The sequence below is a fragment of the Paenarthrobacter aromaticivorans genome, assembly GCF_019038615.1.
GTDB classification, from domain to species: Bacteria; Actinomycetota; Actinomycetes; order Actinomycetales; family Micrococcaceae; genus Arthrobacter; species Arthrobacter aromaticivorans.
This window is the reverse complement of sequence record NZ_JAHOPC010000002.1, coordinates 131,491-155,001: the sequence shown is the minus strand read 5'-3', so window position 1 is coordinate 155,001 and position 23,511 is coordinate 131,491. Positions and strand designations below refer to the sequence as shown.

The 23,511-nt window shown below is 62.6% G+C and carries 20 protein-coding genes; 6 read left to right on the top strand and 14 right to left on the bottom strand.

What is annotated here, in order from left to right:
• Positions 1-194 precede the first annotated feature (194 nt).
• From acnA to KSW38_RS04220, 3 genes are all read right to left on the bottom strand, one after another.
• Positions 195-3,005 carry an aconitate hydratase AcnA gene (gene acnA / locus KSW38_RS04230; protein WP_216923093.1) on the bottom strand — a complete coding sequence of 937 codons (2,811 nt, stop codon included), beginning with the start codon at positions 3,003-3,005 and terminating at the stop codon, positions 195-197.
• Between the two features lie 266 nt (positions 3,006-3,271).
• Positions 3,272-4,639: a class I SAM-dependent RNA methyltransferase gene (locus KSW38_RS04225; protein WP_216923091.1), complete on the bottom strand. Its 1,368-nt coding sequence runs from the start codon at positions 4,637-4,639 to the stop codon at positions 3,272-3,274.
• The gene (locus KSW38_RS04220) at positions 4,636-6,612 is read right to left on the bottom strand and encodes an APC family permease (protein WP_216923089.1); all 1,977 of its coding nucleotides are present in this window, start codon (positions 6,610-6,612) and stop codon (positions 4,636-4,638) included. Before KSW38_RS04220 ends, KSW38_RS04225 begins: the two co-directional genes overlap by 4 nt.
• A gap of 115 nt (positions 6,613-6,727) precedes the next feature.
• Here KSW38_RS04220 and KSW38_RS04215 point away from each other — a divergent pair, with 115 nt between their 5' ends.
• On the top strand, positions 6,728-7,399 hold the full coding sequence (locus tag KSW38_RS04215) for a potassium channel family protein (RefSeq protein WP_216923088.1): 672 nt from the start codon (positions 6,728-6,730) through the stop codon (positions 7,397-7,399).
• Positions 7,399-8,133 carry a potassium channel family protein gene (locus tag KSW38_RS04210; protein ID WP_216923086.1) on the top strand — a complete coding sequence of 245 codons (735 nt, stop codon included), beginning with the start codon at positions 7,399-7,401 and terminating at the stop codon, positions 8,131-8,133. Before KSW38_RS04215 ends, KSW38_RS04210 begins: the two co-directional genes overlap by 1 nt.
• On the opposite strand, the gene KSW38_RS04205 is transcribed toward KSW38_RS04210, so the two are convergent.
• Genes KSW38_RS04205 through dut form a run of 4 tightly spaced genes read right to left on the bottom strand, consistent with a single transcriptional unit; the run spans position 8,103 to position 10,579 of the window.
• The gene (locus tag KSW38_RS04205) at positions 8,103-8,885 is read right to left on the bottom strand and encodes a DUF3159 domain-containing protein (protein WP_216923084.1); all 783 of its coding nucleotides are present in this window, start codon (positions 8,883-8,885) and stop codon (positions 8,103-8,105) included. The genes KSW38_RS04210 and KSW38_RS04205 overlap by 31 nt on opposite strands.
• Positions 8,882-9,208: a hypothetical protein gene (locus KSW38_RS04200; RefSeq protein ID WP_216923082.1), complete on the bottom strand. Its 327-nt coding sequence runs from the start codon at positions 9,206-9,208 to the stop codon at positions 8,882-8,884. Before KSW38_RS04200 ends, KSW38_RS04205 begins: the two co-directional genes overlap by 4 nt.
• A 43-nt stretch (positions 9,209-9,251) precedes the next feature.
• Positions 9,252-10,013: a DUF3710 domain-containing protein gene (locus KSW38_RS04195; RefSeq protein ID WP_216923080.1), complete on the bottom strand. Its 762-nt coding sequence runs from the start codon at positions 10,011-10,013 to the stop codon at positions 9,252-9,254.
• 56 nt (positions 10,014-10,069) lie between these two features.
• On the bottom strand, positions 10,070-10,579 hold the full coding sequence (gene dut / locus KSW38_RS04190) for a dUTP diphosphatase (protein WP_216923078.1): 510 nt from the start codon (positions 10,577-10,579) through the stop codon (positions 10,070-10,072).
• A gap of 79 nt (positions 10,580-10,658) precedes the next feature.
• Here dut and KSW38_RS04185 point away from each other — a divergent pair, with 79 nt between their 5' ends.
• Positions 10,659-11,144 carry a DUF3093 domain-containing protein gene (locus KSW38_RS04185; protein ID WP_216923075.1) on the top strand — a complete coding sequence of 162 codons (486 nt, stop codon included), beginning with the start codon at positions 10,659-10,661 and terminating at the stop codon, positions 11,142-11,144.
• 100 nt (positions 11,145-11,244) lie between these two features.
• Here the strand turns inward: KSW38_RS04185 and KSW38_RS04180 are convergent, their stop codons facing one another.
• Positions 11,245-11,544 (bottom strand): DUF4193 domain-containing protein, encoded by a 300-nt coding sequence (locus KSW38_RS04180; RefSeq protein WP_216923072.1) that lies wholly within the window; start codon positions 11,542-11,544, stop codon positions 11,245-11,247.
• A gap of 306 nt (positions 11,545-11,850) precedes the next feature.
• Here KSW38_RS04180 and sepH point away from each other — a divergent pair, with 306 nt between their 5' ends.
• Positions 11,851-13,242 (top strand): septation protein SepH, encoded by a 1,392-nt coding sequence (gene sepH, locus KSW38_RS04175; protein ID WP_216923070.1) that lies wholly within the window; start codon positions 11,851-11,853, stop codon positions 13,240-13,242.
• Positions 13,243-13,283: 41 nt separating this feature from the next.
• On the opposite strand, the gene KSW38_RS04170 is transcribed toward sepH, so the two are convergent.
• The 4 genes from KSW38_RS04170 to KSW38_RS04155 all read right to left on the bottom strand — a co-directional run bounded on the left by KSW38_RS04170 (position 13,284) and on the right by KSW38_RS04155 (position 18,755).
• Positions 13,284-14,042 carry a thymidine kinase gene (locus KSW38_RS04170; RefSeq protein ID WP_216923068.1) on the bottom strand — a complete coding sequence of 253 codons (759 nt, stop codon included), beginning with the start codon at positions 14,040-14,042 and terminating at the stop codon, positions 13,284-13,286.
• Positions 14,035-15,264 (bottom strand): alkaline phosphatase family protein, encoded by a 1,230-nt coding sequence (locus tag KSW38_RS04165; RefSeq protein ID WP_216923066.1) that lies wholly within the window; start codon positions 15,262-15,264, stop codon positions 14,035-14,037. Before KSW38_RS04165 ends, KSW38_RS04170 begins: the two co-directional genes overlap by 8 nt.
• Positions 15,261-15,986 (bottom strand): DUF5998 family protein, encoded by a 726-nt coding sequence (locus KSW38_RS04160; protein WP_216923064.1) that lies wholly within the window; start codon positions 15,984-15,986, stop codon positions 15,261-15,263. The genes KSW38_RS04165 and KSW38_RS04160 overlap by 4 nt, the downstream gene beginning before the upstream one ends.
• Positions 15,987-16,067: 81 nt before the next feature.
• Positions 16,068-18,755 (bottom strand): bifunctional acetate--CoA ligase family protein/GNAT family N-acetyltransferase, encoded by a 2,688-nt coding sequence (locus tag KSW38_RS04155; protein WP_216923063.1) that lies wholly within the window; start codon positions 18,753-18,755, stop codon positions 16,068-16,070.
• A gap of 54 nt (positions 18,756-18,809) precedes the next feature.
• Here KSW38_RS04155 and KSW38_RS04150 point away from each other — a divergent pair, with 54 nt between their 5' ends.
• The gene (locus tag KSW38_RS04150; RefSeq protein ID WP_216923061.1) at positions 18,810-21,335 is read left to right on the top strand and encodes a DNA gyrase/topoisomerase IV subunit A; all 2,526 of its coding nucleotides are present in this window, start codon (positions 18,810-18,812) and stop codon (positions 21,333-21,335) included.
• A gap of 115 nt (positions 21,336-21,450) precedes the next feature.
• Here KSW38_RS04150 and KSW38_RS04145 read toward each other — a convergent pair whose 3' ends face one another.
• Entirely contained in the window at positions 21,451-21,834 is a 384-nt protein-coding gene (locus tag KSW38_RS04145; protein WP_216923059.1) for a VOC family protein, read from the bottom strand.
• Positions 21,835-21,962: 128 nt separating this feature from the next.
• Between KSW38_RS04145 and KSW38_RS04140 the strand changes: the two genes are divergently transcribed.
• The gene (locus tag KSW38_RS04140; protein WP_216923057.1) at positions 21,963-22,481 is read left to right on the top strand and encodes a DinB family protein; all 519 of its coding nucleotides are present in this window, start codon (positions 21,963-21,965) and stop codon (positions 22,479-22,481) included.
• Between the two features lie 10 nt (positions 22,482-22,491).
• Here the strand turns inward: KSW38_RS04140 and KSW38_RS04135 are convergent, their stop codons facing one another.
• Entirely contained in the window at positions 22,492-23,502 is a 1,011-nt protein-coding gene (locus KSW38_RS04135; protein WP_216923055.1) for a GNAT family N-acetyltransferase, read from the bottom strand.
• Positions 23,503-23,511: the final 9 nt, after the last annotated feature.

The window sequence follows — 23,511 nt, the reverse complement described above, 5'->3', positions numbered from 1 at the left end:
CCTCCCAACCGGCAATCACCCTTAATTCCTGACTGAAAGAGCTATGCCGGCAGCACCACGAAGACGATGCGCCTGCAAGTGCCAGGACAGCAGTGCCAACCTACTCCGGAAACACACGACGGAGTACGAACCGACAAAGCACAAGTGCCCCGCCAGGCCGAAGCCTGACGGGGCACTTGTCAGAGCTGGTCAGCTCAAGAACCGCTAATTTGACGCAGGACGTACTGCAGGATTCCACCGTTGCGGTAGTAGTCCGCTTCACCCGGGGTATCGATGCGCAGGACGGCGTCGAAGGACTTGGACGTGCCGTCCTCCGCCGTTGCCGTTACCTTTAGCGTCTTGGGCGTGGTGCCGTTGTTCAGCGCCGTGACGCCTTCAACCGCGAAGGTCTCCGTGCCGGTCAGGCCCAGCGTTGCAGCGGACTCGCCGGCGGGGAACTGCAGCGGAAGAACGCCCATGCCGATGAGGTTGGAGCGGTGGATGCGCTCGTAGCTCTCGGCAACGACTGCCTTGACACCCAGGAGTGCAGTGCCCTTGGCTGCCCAGTCACGGGAGGATCCGGAACCGTATTCCTTGCCTGCAAGGACAACCAGCGGCGTTCCCGCAGCCTGGTAGTTCTGCGCGGCATCGTAAACGTAGGCCTGGGGTGCGCCTTCCTGGCTGAAGTCGCGGGTGAAGCCACCCTCGACGCCGTCCAGGAGCTGGTTCTTGATGCGGATGTTGGCGAAGGTACCGCGGATCATGACTTCATGGTTACCACGGCGGGAGCCGTAGGAGTTGAAGTCCTTGCGCTCCACGCCGTTTGCCAGGAGGTACTGGCCAGCGGGGGTGTCCGACTTGAAGGAGCCGGCCGGGGAGATGTGGTCCGTGGTGACGGAATCGCCCAGCTTCAGCAACACACGGGCGCCCTGGATGTCCTGGACGGGGTCCGGCTGTGCCTTCATGCCCTCGAAGTATGGGGGCTTGCGTACGTACGTGGAGTCCTCGGCCCAGGCGAAGGTGTCGCCTGCAGGCGTGTCGAGTGCCTTCCAGCGCTCGTCGCCGTCGAAGACGCCCTCGTAGCCCTTGGCGAACATGGCTTCGTCGATCGAGGAATCGATGACTTCCTGGACCTCGGTGGGGTTCGGCCAGATGTCCTTCAGGAAGACCTCGTTGCCCTCGGAGTCCGTGCCCAGGGCATCGGTGTCGAAGTCGAAGTCCATGGAACCGGCCAGGGCGTAAGCGATGACCAGCGGCGGGGACGCCAGGTAGTTCATCTTGACGTCCGGGTTGATGCGGCCTTCGAAGTTGCGGTTGCCCGAGAGGACGGCCGTCACGGAGAGGTCGTTGGCCTGGATAGCCTCGGAAATTTCCGGTTCCAGCGGGCCGGAGTTGCCGATGCAGGTGGCGCAGCCGTAGCCCACGATGTAGAAGCCGAGCTTCTCCAAGTACGGGGTAAGACCGGACTTCTCGTAGTAGTCCGTGACAACCTTCGAGCCCGGAGCCACGGAAGTCTTGACCCACGGCTTGGCAGTCAGGCCCTTGTCAACAGCGTTGCGTGCAAGCAGCGCAGCGGCCAACATGACGGACGGGTTGGACGTGTTGGTGCAGGAAGTGATCGAGGCGATCGACACGGCACCGTGGTCCAACTCAAATTCACGGCCATCTGCGGTCTTCACGTGCACGGGTGCGGACGGACGGCCCTGCGCACCGTTGGCGGCGGACACAACGCGTGCCGTTTCCGTGGTGTGCGAGTCGGCGTGGGTGAAGGACGGAGCATCCGAAGCCGGGAACGATTCGTCCAATGATTCGTCCACGCTGCCGTCTTCAATTGCGACGTAGTTGTGGATGTCCTTGCGGAACTGCTCCTTGGCATCCGTCAGCTCGATGCGGTCCTGGGGACGCTTCGGACCGGAGATGGAGGGAACAACCGTTGAAAGGTCCAGCTCGAGGAACTCGGAGAAGCGCAGCTCGCGGGAAGGATCGTGCCAGAGGCCCTGTTCCTTGGTGTAGGCCTCCACAAGGGCGACATTCTCTTCGGACCGGCCGGTCAGGCGCAGGTACTCCAAGGTGACATCGTCAATCGGGAACATGGCGGCCGTGGAACCGAATTCCGGGCTCATGTTTCCGATGGTGGCGCGGTTCGCCAGCGGCACAGCGGCAACGCCTTCACCGTAGAATTCGACGAACTTGCCCACCACACCGTGCTTGCGCAGCATTTCGGTGATGGTCAGCACGACGTCCGTTGCGGTGGCGCCGGCCGGGATGCTGCCGCTGAGCTTGAAGCCCACAACGCGCGGAATCAGCATGGAGACGGGCTGGCCAAGCATGGCAGCCTCTGCTTCGATGCCGCCGACGCCCCAGCCCAGGATGCCCAGGCCGTTGACCATGGTGGTGTGGGAGTCGGTTCCAACGCAGGTGTCCGGGTAGGCACGCAGCACGCCGTCGATCTCACGGGTCATGACGGTGCGGGCCAGGTACTCGATGTTGACCTGGTGGACAATACCGGTTCCCGGGGGAACAACCTTGAAGTCATCGAAGGCCGTCTGGCCCCACCGCAGGAACTGGTAGCGCTCACCATTGCGCTGGTATTCGATCTCCATGTTGCGCTCCAGTGCGCCGGAGTTACCGAAGGCGTCGATCTGGACGGAGTGGTCGATGACCATTTCGGCGGGTGCCAGCGGGTTGACGCGCTTGGGGTCGCCGCCAAGTTCCTTCACTGCCTCGCGCATGGTGGCGAGGTCTACAACGCAGGGTACGCCGGTGAAGTCCTGCATGATGACGCGGGCAGGGGTGAACTGGATTTCCGTGTCGGGCTCCGCATTGGGGTCCCAACCGGCCAGGGCGCGGACGTGGTCAGCCGTTATATTGGCGCCATCCTCAGTCCGCAGGAGGTTTTCAAGCAATACTTTGAGGCTGAACGGAAGGCTGTCTGCGCCCTCTACGGAGTTCAACCGGAAAATTTCATAATCGGTGCCGGCTACATTCAGTACGCCTTTGGAACCGAAGCTGTCCACAGTGCTCATGGCAGGACTCCTCTCGCAACAGTTTCATCTTTGTCGCGTGGTTGGCCGCTAGCCAGTTAGGCGCACCTTACTTAGCCGGGCGGCACTCTCAGTTGGTCAACCCCTGTCCCCCGCGCGGAACCATGCGGAGCGGGGCTGCTATGTGGGACTACTATGCCCATCGTAGTGGCATGGATCACGTTCAAGCACGGCTGCACGGCAGCTCCACCAAATGCGGCACCCCACGTATCGCCCGCCAACCGGTGGCGTGGCGGGCGATAACCGGCCTAACCGGCGGGAACGATGAGGCTGACGGTCTCCAAGTGATGCGTGTGGGGGTACAGGTCGAATGCCCTCAATGACTCCAACCGCCAACCGCCTTGCTGGAAGTAACCCAGATCACGTGCAAAAGAAGCCGGATCACAGGACACATAGGCAATTGCCCGGGGATGTGAGGCCATGAGTTGGTTTACCACCGCTTTTCCGGCCCCCACGCGCGGTGGGTCAAGGACCAGGGAATCGAAGTTCCGGGGACGCTGGTGCAATACCCGCTCCACTCGTCCCTGCACGATCTCAACGTGGGATTCTCCGTGCAGGTTCTTGCGCGCGTCACGGCTGGTGCCGGGCGATCCTTCAACGGACAATACCGAGCCCGTAATGCCTACCGCATCAGCCAAAGGAGCCGTAAACAGGCCGGCACCGGCGTAGAGGTCCGCCACCGCAGCACCGGGTTGGAGATACCCTCCGCCTGCGAGGTAGCCGGTCACCGCGTCCACCAGGGTGTCCGGCGCGTCCTTATGAATCTGCCAGAAGCCTTCGCCCGTCACACGGTACTCATGCCCCGCCGCCGATTCCTGCACCCAGGTCCGCCCCCGAAGTTGCAGCACCTGGCCCTTGCCGGGATCGAAGCTCGCTACGGAGACGTCATTCGGCAACTGCGAAAGGACGCTGTGCAGCCGCTTGGGACTGGTCGTTTCCTCCGGCGCCAGCAGCACCAGCGGCCTGGAGCCATTGGCAGGCGTCGCCACTTCTACGCGTGCTATCCCGCTGAGATCGAGGTCCCACAGCTTGAGGTCGTTGATTCCCGGAAGCGCCAACGGCATCTCCCGGATGGGCACCACGACGTCGGAACGGTGGGCGTGCATGCCCAGCCGCCCCTTGGGGGTCACAGCAAAGCTGGCGCGCGTACGCCAGCCGAGTCCGCCGTCGTCGTTCGCACCCACGCCCTCAACCTCCACCCCAAGGTCCAGGCCAGCGAGTCTCTTGAGCTGTTCGGACAGCACTTCAGCCTTAAGGGCGCGCTGCCGCTGCAGGGAAATGTGGCCGAGCTCGGCACCGCCAACGGGCGGGTTCCCGTGCTTCCAGGCCGTCAGCGAATCGGCTGGCTTCCAGAAGTGTTGCACGCGGTCCGGCGAGGCTTCCAGGACTTCCACGACGTCGGCACGCCAGAAGCGCGACGAGTCGCCGGAGTCGGTCAACCGGATCCGGACCTTCTCCCCCGGAATGCCGTGGCGTACGAAGATGACGCGGCCCTCGTGGCGTGCGACGAAATGCCCGCCATGCGCGACAGGGCCAACGTCAACGATCAGTTCGGTGCCGGGTGCACCTTGGCCTCCGCTGGTGTCAGTAAGGGGTGAAATGCTGTGGGAGGTCATTGGGTATCCTGCAGTGCCTTTGCTTCTTCGGAGGACTTTAGCTGCCACGGAACGCTGGCAACCATGACTCCAGGTTCAAAGTGGAGCCGCGTCTTGATTCTGAGTGCCGTCTGGTTGTGGACCAACTGCTCCCACCATTTGCCCACGACGTACTCAGGGATGTACACCACGATCAAGTCGCGGGGTGAGTCGCGTCTCATGTTCTTGATGTACTCCATGATGGGAGTCACGGTTTCACGGTAGGGGCTGGCCAGTACCGTGAGCGGTACTGGAATTTCCAGCTTCTCCCAATCCCGGACGGTATGTTCTGTCTCTTCGGAGTTGATATCCACGGTGACCGCGTCGAGTCGCGAAGGCCGCGAGGCCCGGGCATAGGCCAGGGCACGCAAAACAGGCTTGCGGACGTGCGAAACAAGCAGTACGGCGTGGACACGGGTAGGCAATGCGCGCGGCGATGAATCCTCGTCAACTGCCAACTCCTTGGCAACATTGTCATAGTGTGCCCGGATACTCCACATGATGAGGAACAGCACGAACATTGCCAGAAGGGCGATCCAGGCACCTTGCTCAAACTTGGTGATCAGGACGATGACCAAGACCAGCCCGGTCATGCCGAAGCCCACCATGTTGATGGTCCTCGACTTGATGATCCTGCGGCGGACCGATTTGTCCCGCGCCAGTTTCAGTTCACGCCCCCAGTGGCGGACCATGCCAAGCTGGCTGGCGGTGAAGGAAATGAAGACACCCACGATGTACAGCTGGATGAGCTTGGTGACATCAGCGTTGAACGAAAGGATGAGCACCAGCGCTCCGGCAGCCAAGGCCAGCACACCGTTGCTGAATGCCAGCCTGTCGCCGCGGGTGCGGAGCTGGCGGGGAAGGTAGCCGTCCTGCGCCAGGATTGAACCCAGGACAGGAAAGCCGTTGAAAGCGGTGTTGGAAGCGAAAACAAGAATGACGCCGGTGGCAGCCACCACGATATAAAACGGGATGGAACCTGCCCCAAAAATGGTGTCTGCGATCTGGCTGATGGCCGGGTTCTGGATATAGCCCTCGGGCAACGGCTTGCCATCAAGAAGGAACTCCTTGGCGGGATCCAGAACAATGTGGACCTTCGTGGCGTTGGCGAGGTAAAGGATGCCGGCCAGCATGGCGGCGGCGATCGCGCCCAGTAACAGCAGGGTTGTGGCAGCGTTCTTGCTCTTGGGCTTCTGGAAATTGGGCACGCCGTTGCTGATCGCCTCCACGCCCGTCAAGGCCGCGGCGCCCGAGGAAAACGCACGGAGCAACAGGAACGCTCCGGCAAGTCCAACGAGGCCTTCATCGAAGCCGGCCTGGGGCACGATGGTGAAGTTGGCGGACGGCGCCTGGCCCAGTTGTCCCGTAAGGGCCTGGAAGATGCCCACGAGGGTCATGCCCAGAATGGACGCCATGAAGATATAGGTGGGGACGGCAAAGACCGAGCCGGCCTCCTTGATGCCACGCAGGTTGACCAAGGCGAGAATGATCACGCCCACAGTCGCGATCATCGCCTGTTGCCCGTGCAATGAAGGGATCGCCGTGGTGAGATAGGCGGCGGCGGACGACATCGACACCGCAACGGTCAGGACGTAGTCCACCAGGAGCGCCGAAGCGACGGTGAGCCCGGCATATTTGCCCAGGTTGACGTTGGCGATCTCATAGTCGCCTCCGCCCGATGGGTAGGCGTGCACATTCTGCCGATAGGAGGCAACCACTGTGAGCAACACCACCATCACGGCCAAGCCGACGAAGGGGGAGAATGCCACGGCACTGACACCGGCGAGAGCAAGGGTCAGCAGGATTTCATCCGGCGCGTAGGCCACTGAAGACAGGGCGTCCGAGGCGAAGATCGGCAAAGCGATGCGTTTGGGCAAGAGGGTGTGGGATAGGCGGTCATTCCGGACTGGCCGGCCCACCAACACACGCTTCGCAGCATTCAGTATTGTCAACACTTTCGCAAAACTACTCTGAATCCCCAGCGATGTCATGACGGCGGTCTCCGCCTTACGTCCATCGCACCGGTAAAGTCTTACGCAGCGGCACGGTAAACACACATAAGGAGACACGGTGGCTCACTTCGTGATCATGGGTTGCGGCCGTGTTGGCGCAACCCTGGCACACACTTTGGAAGACGCCGGCCATTCGGTGGCCATCATCGACCAGGACGAGCGGGCGTTCCGTAGGCTTCGCAACACGTTTACCGGCCGCAAGGTCACCGGCGTGGGTTTCGACAGGGACACACTCAAGCAGGCCGGAGTGGAAGAGGCTTACGCATTCGCCGCAGTTTCCAGTGGTGACAATTCCAATATCCTGGCCACCCGGGTAGCACGTGAGACTTTCCATGTGGCACACGTCGTGGCCCGCATCTACGATCCCGGACGCGCCGAAATTTACCAGCGCCTCGGCATTCCCACCGTAGCTGCCGTGCGCTGGAGCGCCGACCAGGTCCTCAGGCGCATCCTTCCCGAACAGCACCTCGCCGGCGATTACCGGGAGCCATCCGGGCGGCTCGTCCTGGCAGAGGTGGACCTGCACGAGGGATGGATCGGCCATAGCCTGACGTCCATTGAAGCTGCCGCGGGGATTCGCGTCGCCTTCCTGACGCGTTTTGGTGAAGGCCTCCTGCCCCTGCCGGGCACGGCCTATCAGGAAGGCGATACCGTCCACGCAATGTTGAGCCTGGACAGGACCTCGGAGATCAGCCGCGTCCTCGCCAAAGCACCGGCCAAGGAGTCTTAGTGAAAGTTGTCATCGTTGGCGCAGGCAGCGTCGGCTCGTCCATTGCCCGTGAGCTCCTGGCCCACAACCATCAGATCCTGCTCATCGACCTCAAGCCTGAAGTCATTGGCCGCAGCGGCCTTCGGGGTGCGCGCTGGCTGGTGGGCGATGCCTGCGAACTCAGTACCCTGCAGGACGCCAAACTTGAGGATGCCGACGTCGTGGTTTCCGCGACGGGTGATGACAAAGTGAACCTGGTGGTGTCCCTGCTGGCCAAGACGGAATTCGCCGTAGGGCGCACTGTTGGACGCGTCAACAACCCCAAGAACGACTGGATGTTCAATGACTCATGGGGTGTGGACGTCGCCGTCAACACTCCCCAGCTAATGACTGCCCTGGTTGAGGAAGCCGTGGAAATCGGCGACATCGTCCGGCTGTTGACTCTGCAGACCGGCGTCGCCTCGATTGTGGAATTCACCGTTCCCCACGACTCCCACGTCATTGGGAGCACAGTGGGCGCAATCGAATGGCCGGAAGACGCCACCTTGGTAGCCATCCTGCGCGATCAGGCACCCATCACCCCAAGCCGGGACGATGTCCTCGATGGTGGCGACGAACTGTTCTTCGTCACCACCATCCAGGCAGAGGACGGCCTGCGCGCCCTGTTGTCACCGGCGTCGATGGCAGGCCAAGGGCCCCGCGACGGCGATGCCAACGTTGCGGATCAGGCCGAGGACGACGGCTTCGACGGCTGAGGTGCCGGCTTGGTAACAAGCCAGGCCACCCACAGGCCAAGGATGTACAGCGGTGCACCCATGAGGAGCCGGGTAGTAGCCAAGGCCGTCAGGCCTGGCTCACCCAGGAAGTACAGGGGCACCTGCACCACCAGCCGCAGCGCCAGCACCGCCACAACAATCCAGGTGCCAAGCTGGTACGCCCGCAGGCGTTCGGGATCCTTGCGCCATTCGAGACCCTCATTACGGACGAATCCGAACAGCAACCCGGCAAGGGGCCACTTGAGGACGATGGAAAGCACCATGCCCGCGATATAGGCAATGTTGGTGAAGAAGCCGAGAACGTAGAAGTCCTCGGCCTTCCCTGTAGTGTTGGCCAACCAAGCAGAAATCCCGACGCCGACCACACCGGCGAGTGCCTGCGTCAACGGGCGTCGTTGGATCAGGCGGACAACAGTGAAGATTGCCGCCGTCGCCAGCGCCGCCACCAGGGAAACCGTCAAGTCGCGGCTTACAGTGAAGGCCACAAGGAAAACGAGGCCCGGGAGGATACTCTCCGCGATGCCTTGCACTCCCCCGGCAGACTTCAACATGTCTACATGGCCGGCACTGTTGCGCTGAAGCCCTGCCTTCTCTGCATAGCCCGCAGCCAAATCCGCGACCCCCGGGGTTTCGACCGCCGGGGTCTTGGCTGATCCTGTGGCAGTGGCTTCACTCTTGCCTGGCGTAGGCTGTGCGGAATCCTTCGGCTCTGATCCATTGGCCACGGTCATAGGTGCTCCTGACGGGAAAGTATTTCGTAGCGTGGATTGAACATCGCAGGCAGGCCGTCCACTTGCGTCACCATGCCGTTCAAGCGCAGTTCCACTCCTGCTTCAATCCCGGGTACACGGTTCCTGCCCAACCAGATGACGCGCAACCGTGCATAAGGCCTTTTAACTCCCCCGCCACCAACAGAGGGCTGGAAACTGTGCTCCAACGCATCCACCACCACTGCTGAAAAGAAGGGCTGCTCACTTGGCGGCTGATGCGTGACAGACTCGATGAATCCAGTGCAGGTGGCCCTGCCGCGGGCAGGGAGATCACGAACCCCCACTGGCGGAGACTGCTGGCCTGCCGGTCCTGGCGAGCCTGGCTTATCAGCCAATCTGGGTGATCTCCGGTCCCCGCTCCGGCTGCTGCATGGCAGGACCGCCTTGCTGTGCACCGGGATCGGGAACGTGGGATGGAGCCTGGGCGGCAGCGTCCTTGGGCAGACGCAGCTGCAAGAGTTCGCGCGGAGGCATCGGATTGTCGCCGCGGACAACCACTACTCGCCGGAAGAGCTCCTCCAAGGCAGCCGCAGCGTCCCGGTCCAGTGCGGCTTCGCCGCCGAGGACACCACGCAGGAACCACCGGGGACCATCCACGCCCATGAAGCGGGCAGCGCGGAAACCCCGGCTGCCGTCCGTAGCTTCCGCGGGGAGCTTGGCGACGAGTTCCGTGCCAAACGTTCCAGCTACTTCTTCTGTCTCGCCACCCTGGCTGGCTACGGATTGGCCGATCTGCTCGCGGATCTCGTCCCACAGACCCTCCGAACGCGGAGCAGCGAACGCCTGGAGCTGAAGGCTTGAGCCAGCCAGGTCCATGGTCACAGCCACCACGCGCTGGGTAGCTTCTTCCACCTCCAGCCGCAGCTGGAGTCCGTCGGAGGGTGCGATCAGCAGAGCGCCGAGGTCCACGTATCCGTCGCGGTCCTCGATCTCATCGATGTCCCAAGGACCTTTGCCAAGCCGGAAATCACCCTTGGTACCGGACGGGCCGGTTGCAGGGGCTGTTGCCTCAGCCGCGTCGTTTTCCTCGACGGTGCCAGCGGTTTCCAGCCGCTCGGCCTTGGACTTTTTACCGCGCCCAAAAAGCATTGGGTTGTCTCCTTAGTAGTGGTCTATCCCCAAGTAAACCGCAACCCCGTGGGTTATCAGGCCACCGGTGCGTTGAATCCGCCAGTGGAACCAAAGCCGCCCGTACCGCGGGCGGAGTCGGATAGATCATCAACCATCACGAAGCGTGCGTACTCGACGCGCTGAATCACCATTTGGGCAATTCTATCGCCGCGCTTGAGCTCAATGGCCTGGTTTTGGTCAGTGTTCAACAAGGTGACCGCGATTTCGCCGCGGTAGCCTGCGTCCACAGTCCCGGGTGCGTTGACAACGGTGAGGCCATGTTTGGTCGCGAGTCCGGACCGCGGGTGGATCAGTGCCACAAAGCCATCCGGGAGGGCAATCGAAACGCCCGTCGGAACCAATTTCCGTTCCCCAGGGGCAAGTTTCACGTCCTCGCGGGCCCGCAGGTCCGCGCCGGCATCGCCCGGGTGCGCGTAGGACGGTGCTTCCAGCCCGGCGTCGAGCATTTTCAGCTGAACGTCCAAAGTGGGCGCGCCATACGCTGCGGTGGTGTCATTACTGAATACTGCGGTCTCGTTGCTCACAGTGGTTCATTCTACGTGGGGCACATCCATGCGGGCACTCCGGGCATATAGCCGGTCCAAGGGCCGATAAGCTGGACCCATGCCTACGTCTGACCAGTCCGCCCCCATGCCTGCCCGGAATACCGCCTCCGAGGTGCTGTTCACCGAGAAATTATGGCCGACCATCTGGATCTGGGTTGTCGTCGTGGGCCTCTCGAGCGCTGGAATCCTGATGTTCGCACCCATCAGTGCCGCCGCGGGCATCATCGCCGCCCTAGTGCTTCTGGCCGTCATGACTACCCTGTTGGTGGTCACAACACCCACCATCACCGTTACGCGGGACAGCCTTAGGGTGGGGCGAGCCACCATCGACCGCAAATTCGTCGGCACCACCGAGGCGTTCAAAAAAGGTGAGGCCACCGCCGAACGTGGAACCCGCCTCAATGGCCTCGCCTACATGTGCTTCCGCGGGTGGATAGATGCCGTAGTGAAAATCGAGATCACCGATCCCGCCGATCGTACGCCCTACTGGCTGGTGTCTTCGCGCAGGCCGGATGAACTCGTCGCTGCGCTGGGCGGGAATTAGCGACTGGGCGGGCATTAACGCTGCGCACGGCGGGCATTAACGCTGCGCCCGGCCGGCACCAGTTCCGCCCCGTGCCTGGCTCCTGAAGGCGCTGATACTGCTAGCTCTCGCATTCCGTGCAGTACAGGTGTCCGTCCCTCTCGGTGGCGATCTGGGAGCGGTGCTTCACAAGGAAGCAGTTGTAGCACGTGAATTCGTCAGGCTGTGGTGGCATGACTTGAATGAGGAGCTCTTCCCCGGAGAGGTCCGCTCCCGGGAGCTCGAAGCCATCGGCAAGATCGGTCTCATCGACATCCACCGCGGAGGATTGCTTCCCCGACTGGCGCGTCTTGAGTTCCTCAATCGAGTCCTCACTGACGTCTTCCTCGGTCTTTCGAGGGGCATCGTAATCCGTGGCCATGGTCCTTCTTCGTCCTCCGTACTTGCTCCGGGTAGGATTCCGGCCTGGCGGATTTTACTGCCCGCCGCCGGTCTAAGGGTGTAACGCCGGACGCCCCGGATTTGTGCCCGATATCGGCCAGATTGTCCTCCCATGCCCTGCGATTGTCCAGAGGCGGCAAATTGCGCTCGGATTGCGGGGAAGGATCCGCCCGGCAATCTGCCATTTTCGCCGGAATATCACGGCACGCCCTTTGTCCTAGTAGGAAAAGGGCAATGGGGGTGGCAGAGTTTCGAATGTCAGTTATGCCATGTGGTGGAGGGTGTTATGCAGGATCTACGGCTGGTAGGCGTCCACGACGACGGCGGGCATCTGCTCCTGAGCGGACCCGGCGGTGCGATGTTCCAGCTTCCGATCGACGAGGCACTTCGTGCCGCGACGAGCAGGACCCCCGCCCAGGTCGCTGCGCGGGCGTCAAACAGCCCGATTGCCATGTCCCCCAGGGATATTCAGTCCAGAATCCGCAGTGGAGCCACGGCGGCTGAAGTAGCGGAGTTGGCCGGTCTGCCCCTTGCCAACGTGCAGCGCTACGAAGGCCCTGTCCTGGCCGAGCGTGAGTACGTTGCGCAGCAGGCCAGAAACATTGAAGTAGCTTCTCCGGCCCCGGGCCAGGACATCTATCGCTCCGCCTTTGGCGACAATCCAGCGACCCTCGGCGAAATGGTGGCCCACCGCCTGTCCGCGCACGGCATCGATTCTTCAACGGTTGAATGGGACTCCTGGCGCCGATCGGACGGTTCCTGGACCGTCGTCGCGCGCTTTGAAGCGGTCCCCGGTACGCACGGAAGCATCGGCGAGGAGCCACCAGCGATGTGGACGTTCAGTCCGCAGCGGAAATCCCTGCAGAACGCCAACCGCTGGGCTCAGCAGCTCAGTGAGTTGGAGCCTCTGGACGGGCCCGTTCCGGCACGCCGGCTTGCCGCCGTCTCGGACCGCCCTTTCGACTTCGAGACCGACGCCGAAACCGCGGCGCGCGCGTCTGCGAAGGAATCCGACAGCCTCCTGGAAATGCTCCGCTCACGCCGGGGGCAGCGCCTGGGCGTGGACGAAGACGGCGACGACGCCTTGGCCGTCCTGCTCAGCAACGTTCCCGCAGCCCACCCACGTTCCGGCGTTGAAGATCAACACCCGGCCGAGGAACCCGCCGGGGATCAACCAGAACCAGAAGCTTCTCCTGTGGCTGAGCCTCCGCGGAAGGAAGGACGTCCGTCCATGCTGTCCCGGCTAAGCCTCGCGCCCCGGAACCACGACTCAGACGACGACGACTCACTGAAACTCCACGACGGCGTCAGCACGGAGACGCGCGAAATCACCGTTGTCGCCAGCCCATTGCGGCCCGTCACTTCCTTAACCGATCGCAAGCCGGGGGCGGCCAGCGCTCCTGATCCCAAAGATGCGGATCGAATCGATTCCGGGACCACCCAGACGCAACGGGCAGGGCTGGATGAACTGCTTGGTGGAGCCACCACCCCGCAAGCACAGACTGATCGTGCTGCATCGCATTCAGAGACAGCAGCAGAGGACAAGACATCCCTTGATGCCGGGGACCATAACACGCACAAGGACACTGAGGCAGCCATAGAGCGCCAGCCCTCCCGTCCAAAACGGTCAAGTATCCCCAGCTGGGACGAGATTGTCTTCGGCGCCCGCGGCGACTAGCGTCTGCCGCGCCGACTAGCCTCCACCGCGGCCACTACTCCCTAACGCGGCGTCAAGCCAGTGCCGGAACCTGCTCCCGGCCAGAGGCAGGCATCGACGTCGAACGGAAGAGTTTGGTCTCCGCCGGCCATCAGGTTGGCCCCGTGGGCTGTCACGCGGCGCATGTAATGGCGCCGGCACAATGTCTCATAGCCAACCACGGGTTCATGGCCAACAACTTCCCCTGCATGAACTTGATCGCCCACGCCCGGGACGTCGCCGGCAGTCCGGGGAGCAACATCGCCAACCATGACCTGGTCCCCTTCCACCACCATGATGCCGTCTACCGTTCGGGCATTTTGAGTTGCCCTGCGCCCGCACCAGCACAGTGCCTCGACCTGCAGTACCTGTACTTTGTCAGCGAGTTCGATCAGACGTTGGGAGCCGGGAAACAGGGTGGTGCGAAAGTCCGAGGTGATCCCGAACGCGAAGACGTCCACCTCCATCTCATCCACCAGGCGCGCCAACTGCTCCACTTGGGCAGCGGAATAGAACTGGGCTTCATCACAGATCAGGTAGTCCACGCGGAGCCCACTGGTCCGGCGTACAACCACTTCGTCCCAGAAATCAGTATCGGTCCGGACCTCGACGGCGTCGGTCTGGAGGCCCAACCTGCTGGAGATCCTCGAATCACCGGCACGGTCATTGCAGCTGAAACGTACGCCGCCCCTGCCCCGCGCGCGGTGGTTGTAATCCATTTGCAGGGCGAGAGTGGACTTACCGCAGTCCATGGTGCCTGAGAAGAAGACCAGTTCAGCCACGTTTTCCCTTTTTGCCGGCTGCGGGGAAGCAAAGGAACGGCACTTCGCGTTCCGCCTTCGTCAAGGAACCATGTTGGCCGACTACTTCCAGCGATGCTGGACGGACCCTGCGGGTATCGTAAAGGGCCAAGGTATCCCGGGCGGCGATCATCACATCACCGATCCGCGGTGCCACCTCTGGTTGGACATCACCGAACAAGCCAGCGCCTATCGCCTGCTCGCGGGTGAAGGCCCAGATGCGTTCGCCAAAACGTGTACGCCACGCCGAGATCAGGGACTCGCGCTGCGGATCGGTAACGTCCGGTTCAAGGTAAAGATGAACCATGCGGGGCTCGCCTGCAGTGTGGCGGACCCCTGCAACGAGTGAAGCATCAGCTGAGTAGTCAATGCGCTGGGACTCGGGAACGTCCAGCATTCCGTGATCCCCGGTCAGGACGATGGTGGTTCCCGGGGGCAGCGTGGCGGACAGTCTCTTGACAGTGGAGTCGAGCTCTTCAAGTTGGTGTTCCCAGCGGTCGGACTGGCAGCCGTAGCGATGACCGGCTTTGTCCAACTCGTTGACATAGAAGTACATCAGGGAGCGGCCACCACCGGACATTGCCTCTGCTGCGGCGGCTGTGCGCGCATGCAGGCTTGTGCCGCCCACGAAACGGCTGCCCCGGAGGGCTGCCTGCGTCATCGGGGAACTGCCGAACTGCGGGAGGCTCACGGTGACGACGTCGGCTTCGGCAGCTATGCGTTCGAACACGGTAGCGTGCGGCTGCCAACGCGCAGGGTCCACGTGGGCGTCCCAGTTGCCAAGCAGGTTCACGACTTTGTCCTGGGAAGGATCCAGGACGTCATAGCCCACCATGCCGTGCTGCCCGGCGGGAAGCCCCGTACCCAGGCTTGCCAGTGAAGCCGCGGTGGTGCTGGGAAAAGCCGAATCAATCCAGTTGGGGACGCTGCCCTGTCCGCCGGACAGGATGGAACGCAGGAACGGTGTATGCGAAGCCTTTTGCTTGAGCAGGCTGCGGCCCAGGCCATCGGCGAGGACTACACATACACGTTGCGCGGCCGGCAGGTGAAGCTGGTTGGCAAATCCGGGGATGCCCATGCTCGCGGCAGCACTGGTGAAGACTTCGGCGATCGATCTGCTCCCAAAAAGCGGTGGCGCAGGGAGGTCGGAGGCCGGCGCGGTACCGGACGTTGACTGCGTGTGCTCCTGTGCAGTCACCCTCAACGCTGGTGTCCGCGGCTCAAGCGGTTGCTGAAGACCCCCGAACGTGGCCGCGGCGCGGGGATGCCGGTGTGTGGGACGGGTGTGGGATTTGCCGTGTTCACGGCCCGAAGGGCGCGTGCGAAGACCTTGGCGTCCTGGACCGCTTGGAGGCCGTCCGCTTCGGCACTGATGCGCAGGACGATGTCCTCCTGCGCGATGGTTCCGGTGTAGCCGTGGTCCGCTTCGCACTGCGGATCACCGCAGCTTGCCGGGCCCATGTCCAGGCGCTGCCCACCGGACCAGGCAATGGACACCGTCATTTCCCGAACGGGATCCGACGGCTTGTAGTCCTGCGGCTGCGAATACATGTAGCTAAGGACCACAGAACGGATCTGCGCCACAGGTACTGACTCCGTGGAAATCTGGGCGACGATCTGTTCCCCGGCTTCATCCAACTGCTGATCGTCAACGTGGGTGATCACCAGCATGTCTTCCGTGAGCACCAGCACGGTGATGTGACGGCGAACTTCGGCGCGATCAAAGTGCGTCTCAAGGTGCACCAGGTGTGACAAGCAATCGCGGCCATCCAAGGCGTCATCCACGACGTCGGCCACCAGCCGGGGGTAGAAACCAGCCTGTTGGAGCGCTTGGTCCAGGCTCTGTCCCTGCAAGCTGTGGTTATGGGCGCTGTGGGGCCCGGCATTGGACGGACGGGACTGAGGCGTCGGAGACTGGGTGCTCATTCACCCATTTTCACAGATCCACTGGGGACTTCCTAACTGCCGGCTTCGCCACTGGGCTGGTCGCTGGCGTGCAGGAAGCGCCTATCCACGCATTGCCCTGCGAGCGCTGTCGGTGCGCCTGGCCGCGTTTCCTATCCACACATCGGCGCCCAGAATCGTTGCACCGGCAGGGCCGGCGAGCACAGGGTTGAACTCCACCAAGGCAATTCCGGGGTGGTCATCCTTGAGTTTGGCCAGTCTGGCGGCGATGTCCTCAAGGGCAGGCACGTCCACGGCGGGGAGGCCTTGGTAGCCGAACAGTTTTCTGGAGGCCCGAGGTGAGCGGATGAGGTCGTGCAGGTCAGCCGCGGACAACGGTGGGACCCGGTGCGCCCAATCGTCCAGCAGATTCACTGCATCCCCTGCCAAACCGAATGACACCACTGGGCCCAGCAAGGGATCCTCCATGGCGCGGAACGTGCACGCCTGGCCTACTGGGGCCATCGCCTGAACTTCAAGGGATGGCGAACCATAAGGTTCCAGTGCCCGCTTCATTTGTGCGATGTTCTGCAGCAAGGAGTCTGCATCCTGGATGTCCAACCGGACGCCGCCCAGGTCCAAACGGTGCCTCAGGGCGGGATCTGTGGTCTTCAGAACCACTGGCCAGCCCACACGTTCGGCTGCTTCAACAGCTTCCTCTGGTGTTCCGAAGCCGATTGTCGGCACCACGGCAATACCGTAGCCAGCGAGTAATTCTGCGGCAGCACCGGCGTCGAGCTTGCGGAGTTTCTCGCCTGTCACGCCGGTCAGCATCCTGGCCAGGGTTTCCTGGGTCCCTTCGGCGTCGCAGCCACCGGGCTCGACAAAAAGGCCTTGGTCGCGATCCAGCCATTGGGCGTAGCGGACGATTGCGGCCAGGGCGCCTACGGCGGCACCTGCATTTGAATAGCAGGGCAGTAACGGACCATCGGCGCTGCCTACCATTCCTTCCACGGGGATGGAGGGGTCCAGAATGCCTGTGAACACAGCCACCACAGGCTTGCCGGCCTCCGCCGCGCACTCGGCCAGGACACCGGCCAGCGCTTCTACTGTGAGTCCGCGTGCCGGCAGGAGTGCGGCCACGATGGCGTTTACAGATTCGTCGGCGAGGCTTGCCTGCAGGCTCTCCCGGAGCGCTGGAAGGGCGAGCGACATGCCGGCGTCGAGGTCCACGTCCGTCTCCATCCGGTTGACATCAAGCCCAAGGGGTCCCGCACTGTCAGCGACGACCTTGGCCAAGGCGACGGAATTGGAGTAGACAGCGAGGCCGGGGCCGGCGGGCAATGCCTGGGAGGAGACGATCTGGGCGATGTCCATCAATTGCTCGATGGTTCCCACCCTGATGACCCCTGCCTGCCTCATCATTGCGTCCACTGCGGCGGCGGGTGCCTGGGTGGTCCGGACTTCATGTCCGGGCGGAAGGCGGAGGCCCGTGACATCGGATTTTGCGACGATCACTGGTTTGCTCCGGGACAGCCTGCGGGCAAGCCGGGAGAACTTACGGGGATTCCCGATTGACTCGAGGTAGAGCCCCACAGCGGAAGTATCGGCGTCGTCCTCCCAGTACTGCATGGCGTCGTTGCCCGAGACATCCGCGCGGTTCCCGGCGCTGAGAAATGTGGACAGACCCAACCGGCGCCGCCTGGCCGCCGCGTAGACGGCAACACCCACGGCGGCAGACTGGCTGAAAAGGCCCAGTCCCCCGCGGGGTGGCATGCTCGGAGCCATCGAGGCGTTCAGGGATACAGCAGGATGGGTGTTCAGTATCCCCAGGGACTCGGGCCCAATCACCCGCATGCCATTGGCCCGGGCGCGCCGCACCAACTCATGTTGGCGCGCAAGGCCCCTCTCGCCGTCATCGGCAAATCCGGCGGTTGCCACCACGATTCCCTTGACGCCTGCTGCTGCGCACTCGTCCACTACTTTGGGAACTTCCTCGTAGGGAACTGCGATGATCGCCAGCTGCACGGGCCCGGGGATCTCCGATAAGCGTGCAAAGGAGATCATACCGGCGAGCTCGAAGGCCTCCGGGTTGACCGCATAGACGGGGCCCTCAAAGCCACCCTCAATAATGTGTTCCAGGAGTTGGTAGCCGACTGTCCCCCACTTGCGGCTGGCCCCAATGACGGCCACCGACGACGGCGCCAGTAGGTCGCGCACGCTGCGCGCCTCTGCGCGGTGCTCACGCGATTCCATGACGGCCCGCGATTTCTCGGTGGGGTCGATATTGAACTCGACGCTCACCACGCCGTCGTCAAACTGGCGTTTGAGGTCGTAGCCGGCGTCGGCGAATACCATCAGCATCTTGCGGTTTTCCGGTAGAACCTCGGCTGTAAAGCGGCGGATGCCGTTTTCGCGGGCGGCAGCCGCCAGGTGTTCAAGGAGGATCGAGCCGATGCCGCGCCCCTGATGGGCGTCGGAAATGTTGAAGGCGACCTCCGCCTCTGTGGGGTCATCGAGCCGGTCGTAGCGGCCAACGCCCATGATTTCACCGCCGATGGTGATGACGAATGCCACCCGGTTCACATGGTCCACTTCGGTGAAGCGCCGCACTTCCTTGCCGGAAAGCTTGGGCTTGAAGGAGAAGAACCGCATGTAGATGGAAGCCTGCGATTGCCCGGCGTGGAAGGCCTGCAGGGCATCGGCATCCTGGGGCCGGATGGGGCGGATGTGGGCTGTTCCGCCGTCACGCAGGACGACATCGGCTTCCCAATATTCCGGATAAATGCCGACGTCGGGCTGATCCACCATAGGCTTAGCCTAGCTAAAACATCCGCAGTACATCTTTAAGGATCCACCGACCCCATGGCCCGCAGCCAAACTTCCGCACGCAAAGGCGAGCCCCTCGGCGACTTCACCGAGAACATCGTCGACATCGACGTTACTTCCGAGATGGAAGGCTCCTTCCTGGAGTATGCCTACTCGGTGATCTATTCGCGCGCCCTCCCGGACGCGCGTGATGGCCTGAAACCGGTTCAGCGCCGCATCCTCTACATGATGGCGGACATGGGCCTGCGTCCGGACCGTGGCCACGTCAAGAGTGCGCGCGTCGTGGGCGAAGTCATGGGAAAGCTCCACCCGCATGGTGATGCCGCGATCTATGACGCCATGGTGCGTATGGCCCAGGACTTTTCCCTCCGCCTGCCGTTGATTGACGGCCACGGCAACTTTGGATCGCTCGACGACGGTCCTGCCGCCCCGCGTTATACGGAGGCGCGCCTGGCCGCCGCCGCGCTGACGATGACGGACCACCTTGACGAAGACGTGGTGGATTTCGTCCCCAACTACGACAACCAATTGACGCAGCCTGACGTCCTTCCTGCAGCGTTTCCCAACCTGTTGGTTAACGGCACTACGGGCATTGCAGTGGGCATGGCCACCAACATGGCTCCGCACAACCTTGTTGAGGTCATTGCCGCCGCGCGCCACCTGATCGCAAATCCTGATGCCACGCTGGATGACATCATGAAGTTCGTCCCGGGTCCGGACCTTCCCACGGGAGGCCGCATCGTGGGCCTGGACGGCATCCGTGACGCCTATGCCACGGGCCGTGGTTCCTTCAAGACACGCGCCAAGGTGGAAGTGGAGCAGCTGTCTGCCCGCCGCACAGGCCTCGTGGTGACGGAGCTGCCCTACATGGTGGGCCCGGAAAAGGTCATCGAAAAAATCAAGGACGCCGTCAACGCCAAGAAGTTGACCGGCATCAGCGATGTCGTGGACCTCACGGACCGCAACCATGGCCTGCGCCTGGTCATCGAGCTGAAGAACGGTTTCAACCCCAACGCCGTCCTCCAGCAGCTGTATCGCTATTCGCCCATGGAAGATTCCTTCGGCATCAACAATGTCACCTTGGTTGACGGCCAGCCGCAGACTCTTGGCCTGCTGCAGCTCCTGCAGGTTTACGTGGACCACCGTCTGAACGTGGTCCGGCGGCGGACGGCGTTCCGGTTGGGCAAGAAGAAGGACCGCCTGCACCTGGTGGAGGGCCTGCTGATCGCGATCGTCGACATCGACGAAGTCATCCAGATCATTCGCTCCTCTGATGAAGCGTCCGCAGCCCGTGAACGGCTGATGTCCATCTACGACCTCACCGAGATCCAGGCCAACTACATCCTGGAACTGCGCCTACGGCAGCTGACCAAGTACTCCCGCCTTGAATTGGAGAAGGAGCAGGACGAGCTGCGCCGCGAGATCGAAGCCTTGGAGGCCATCCTTGGCTCCGACGAGCTGCTCCGCGACCTCGTTTCCGGTGAGCTTGCCGAAATCGCCACCAAATACGGTACTCCCCGACGCACCGTGCTCCTGGAGTCCGAGGCCGTCTCACCCGCGGTCGCCGCGGCCCTTGCAGCTGCGGTACCGGGACCCAAGGGCAAGGCCGCAGCCCTTCCGCTCGAAATCCCGGACGACCCCTGCTGGGCCCTCCTCAGCGTATCCGGACAGATCGCACGGACAACCAACCAGGAACCGCTGGCCGAGGCTGGTCCGCGGGCGAAGCACGACGTCTTCCGTTCTGTGGTGAAGACCACGGCCCGTGGCGAGATTGGCGCCGTCACTTCCCTGGGCCGGATGTTGCGCCTACAGGTCATGGACATGCCTGTCCTACCCCCTGTAAGCGGCCTTCCAAACCTGGCCGGTGGAGTGCCGGCCAAGGATTTCATCACCCTGGTCAAGGGCGAGACGTTGGTTGCGTTTGTTCCGTTGGATGCCATCCTTGCCATCGGAACCGTACAGGGCGTAGTGAAGCGTGTTCAGCCGGAGTACCCGCTGAACCGTGAGGACTGGGAAATCATTTCCCTTAAGGACAAGGACACCGTTCTTGCCGTGGAACCCGCGCAGGAGGACGACGTCGAACTCGTCTTCGTGACCAAGCAGGCCCAATTGCTGCGGTTCAGTGCGTCGAACGTGCGTCCGCAAGGCCGGACCGCCGGTGGCATGGCGGGCATCAAGCTCGCCGATGGGGACGAAGTCATCCACTTCGGTACCGTCCGCGCAGACGATCCAGCCGCCGTCGTTGTCACTATTGCAGGAACCAATGGCGCGCTGCCAGGCACGGCCCCGGGGACCGCGAAGGTGACGGCATTCGAAGAGTATCCGTCCAAGGGGCGGGCCACCGGCGGTGTCCGCGTGCATCGCTTCCTCAAGGGCGAAGACACCCTGCTCCTTGCGTGGGCCGGACACGGGCCGGCAAAGGCGTCATCGGCCGCCGGTGTTGCCAGGGCACTGCCGCACGAGCACGGCCGCAGGGACGGGTCAGGCGTGCCGCTGTCCCAGCCAGTGGAGGCGATCGGTCCGAGCATGGCCTGGGCTGAAACGTCAGTGTCTGCCGAGTAAGCCAGCGGCCAACGATGGCACGGGAACAGTAACAAGGCCGGCGGTTGCAGACCGCCGGCCCTGCTTCTTGCCTTAGCCTGGGCAAGCTGCCCCTGTCAGGCCACTTCCGGCTGGGTTAGCCGTTTTGGTTGATGCTCAGTATGTTTCCCTCTGAATCCAGGAACCAAGCTGCTGCGCTTCCGTCCGGCATCGTAGCAATGCCGTTTTCAGTCTTCAGGCCTGGGAAATCGTAGTCCTCGAACTTGACACCCTTCCCGCGAAGTTCCTCCATCGTGGCGGCGACGTCACTGACCATCCAGCCCATCTGGGTGTTCTTGGCGGTCCCTGCGTTGGATGTTTGGTAGATGAAGAATCCGGTCCCGTCTCCGCACCTGTACTGAAGGTTGTCCTCGGCGTCTGGATTTTCTGGTTCGAGTCCGAGTTTCTCGCTGTAGTACGCGCGGGCCCGGGCAATATCCGATGCCGGAAGAACGGCACCCACTTGCTGATCCTTGAGCATGTTTTTCTCTTTCCGACTCTCTCCCCGGAGCGAACTTTACTCCTGGGCGGCAACGAAGTCAGTGGCAAACAGATGCAGGTTTTACCCCTTGCCTGAGATTGCCAGCGGTGACCCCTTAGACTGGCGACATGCCGATCATCCCTGACGAAAAAGACTGGACATGGGTGCTTTCAAGGCCCTGCCCCGAATGCGGCTTTGACGCCTCCACCGTGACGCCTTCCACTGTCCCGGGCACTGTGCTCAATATGCTTCCGAGGTGGCGCGCCGTCCTGCGCCGCGAGGACGTCGCAGTACGCCCGAACGATCACACGTGGTCTCCCCTGGAGTATGCATGCCACGTGCGCGATGTCTTCAGCCTTTTCGATAAGAGGCTGAACCTGATGCTGAGTGATGACAACGCCGAATTTGCCAATTGGGATCAGGACCAAGCGGCCATCGACGGCGAATATGGACGTTCGGACCCCCGGACCGTCTCTGACGAGTTGATCGCGGAAGGTGAGCAGATCGCGGAGTCCTTCGCACGGGTGGTGCAGGATGAATGGCAGCGTACGGGGCGGCGAAGCAACGGTTCTGAATTCACTGTGCTCACGTTCTCGCAGTACTTCCTGCACGATGTTGTCCATCACCTCCACGACGTTGACGGCTAAGCGCGACTGGCTATAGCGTCTTCTCCCACGTCATGCTCCGGTTCACGGGGCTGTAGCCCATGCGCAAATAGAGAGCCAGCGCGCCCGTGGGATTGGCGGAATCCACATCGAGTGACGCAATGTCCATGCCTGCGTCCGCGAAACGCCGCAGGGCGTCGGCCAGAAGGGCTTGCGCTATTCCCCTTCCACGGAAGGCGCGCCGCACACCAAGGAGTTCCGTATAGCCCTCCTTGAATCCCCTGTCCGCTGCAGCATCGGGATCGTAGCTGGCGAGTTGGTATCCTGCTACCTCGCCAGTCGCGGAATCAACCACCACGGCGCTCCAATCGGGCCGTGCTGTGGGTTCCTCAACGGTGAACCGCCATGATTCCTCGTCGCGTGGCTCGCTTCCCCAGTGGTCCCTGAAGGCATCGTTGTGGGCAAGGCGAACCGGTTCGTGGAGGGAGGCATCCAATGTCCGCAGCTCAAGTCCAGGTTGGAGGCTGGTGTCGGGCGCGGGTACGGACAAGGGCCGGTGCATCTCATTGAACCAGCGGACGATGCCGTAGCCCTTGGCTTTCAGCAGTTGCGCCTGGTGACGGTGCTGTTCCTCGGTCCTGATGCGAAGACGTGGCGGGGCGGTGATGGCTCCTTCCGCGGCGTCGGATTGGAACCGGATGCGTGTCTGTGCCTCTTGCCAGGCAAGGACTGCTGAGCCGATGCCTCGGCGTTGCCAGTCCGGGTCCACGCAGCCCATGCCGAGCGCCTTGTCCCCTCCTGGGTTCTTCGTGATTCTCCCGTACGCGCGGGCAACGCCATCCGCATCGAATCCCAGAAGCGTGTTGGTCCTGGGATCATTTTTGGTGGACTCCAGGACGTGGACGAGGTCGCCACGCTTTTCGAACCAGACAGGATGCTCGACGGCGGCAGTCCGGGCGATCAGTTCCGCCCAGTTGTCGAGGTCCGCAGTTGTGGCAGGCCGCCACTGCAAGCCCGTTTGGCTGGCAACGGGCTGAATCAGGGGTGGAACCTCAGAAGGCATGCCAACAGG

Excerpts from the sequence above, each read along its gene's own strand:
- acnA (WP_216923093.1), bottom strand. The coding sequence starts at position 3,005 with ATGAGCACTGTGGACAGCTTCGGTTCCAAAGGCGTACTGAATGTAGCC.
- KSW38_RS04160 (WP_216923064.1), bottom strand. The coding sequence starts at position 15,986 with ATGAGCACCCAGTCTCCGACGCCTCAGTCCCGTCCGTCCAATGCCGGG.
- KSW38_RS04135 (WP_216923055.1), bottom strand. The coding sequence starts at position 23,502 with ATGCCTTCTGAGGTTCCACCCCTGATTCAGCCCGTTGCCAGCCAAACG.
- sepH (WP_216923070.1), top strand. The coding sequence starts at position 11,851 with ATGCAGGATCTACGGCTGGTAGGCGTCCACGACGACGGCGGGCATCTG.
- KSW38_RS04205 (WP_216923084.1), bottom strand. The coding sequence starts at position 8,885 with ATGACCGTGGCCAATGGATCAGAGCCGAAGGATTCCGCACAGCCTACG.
- KSW38_RS04140 (WP_216923057.1), top strand. The coding sequence starts at position 21,963 with ATGCCGATCATCCCTGACGAAAAAGACTGGACATGGGTGCTTTCAAGG.
- KSW38_RS04150 (WP_216923061.1), top strand. The coding sequence starts at position 18,810 with ATGGCCCGCAGCCAAACTTCCGCACGCAAAGGCGAGCCCCTCGGCGAC.
- KSW38_RS04185 (WP_216923075.1), top strand. The coding sequence starts at position 10,659 with ATGCCTACGTCTGACCAGTCCGCCCCCATGCCTGCCCGGAATACCGCC.
- KSW38_RS04155 (WP_216923063.1), bottom strand. The coding sequence starts at position 18,755 with ATGGTGGATCAGCCCGACGTCGGCATTTATCCGGAATATTGGGAAGCC.
- KSW38_RS04225 (WP_216923091.1), bottom strand. The coding sequence starts at position 4,639 with ATGACCTCCCACAGCATTTCACCCCTTACTGACACCAGCGGAGGCCAA.
- KSW38_RS04145 (WP_216923059.1), bottom strand. The coding sequence starts at position 21,834 with ATGCTCAAGGATCAGCAAGTGGGTGCCGTTCTTCCGGCATCGGATATT.
- KSW38_RS04195 (WP_216923080.1), bottom strand. The coding sequence starts at position 10,013 with ATGCTTTTTGGGCGCGGTAAAAAGTCCAAGGCCGAGCGGCTGGAAACC.
- KSW38_RS04180 (WP_216923072.1), bottom strand. The coding sequence starts at position 11,544 with ATGGCCACGGATTACGATGCCCCTCGAAAGACCGAGGAAGACGTCAGT.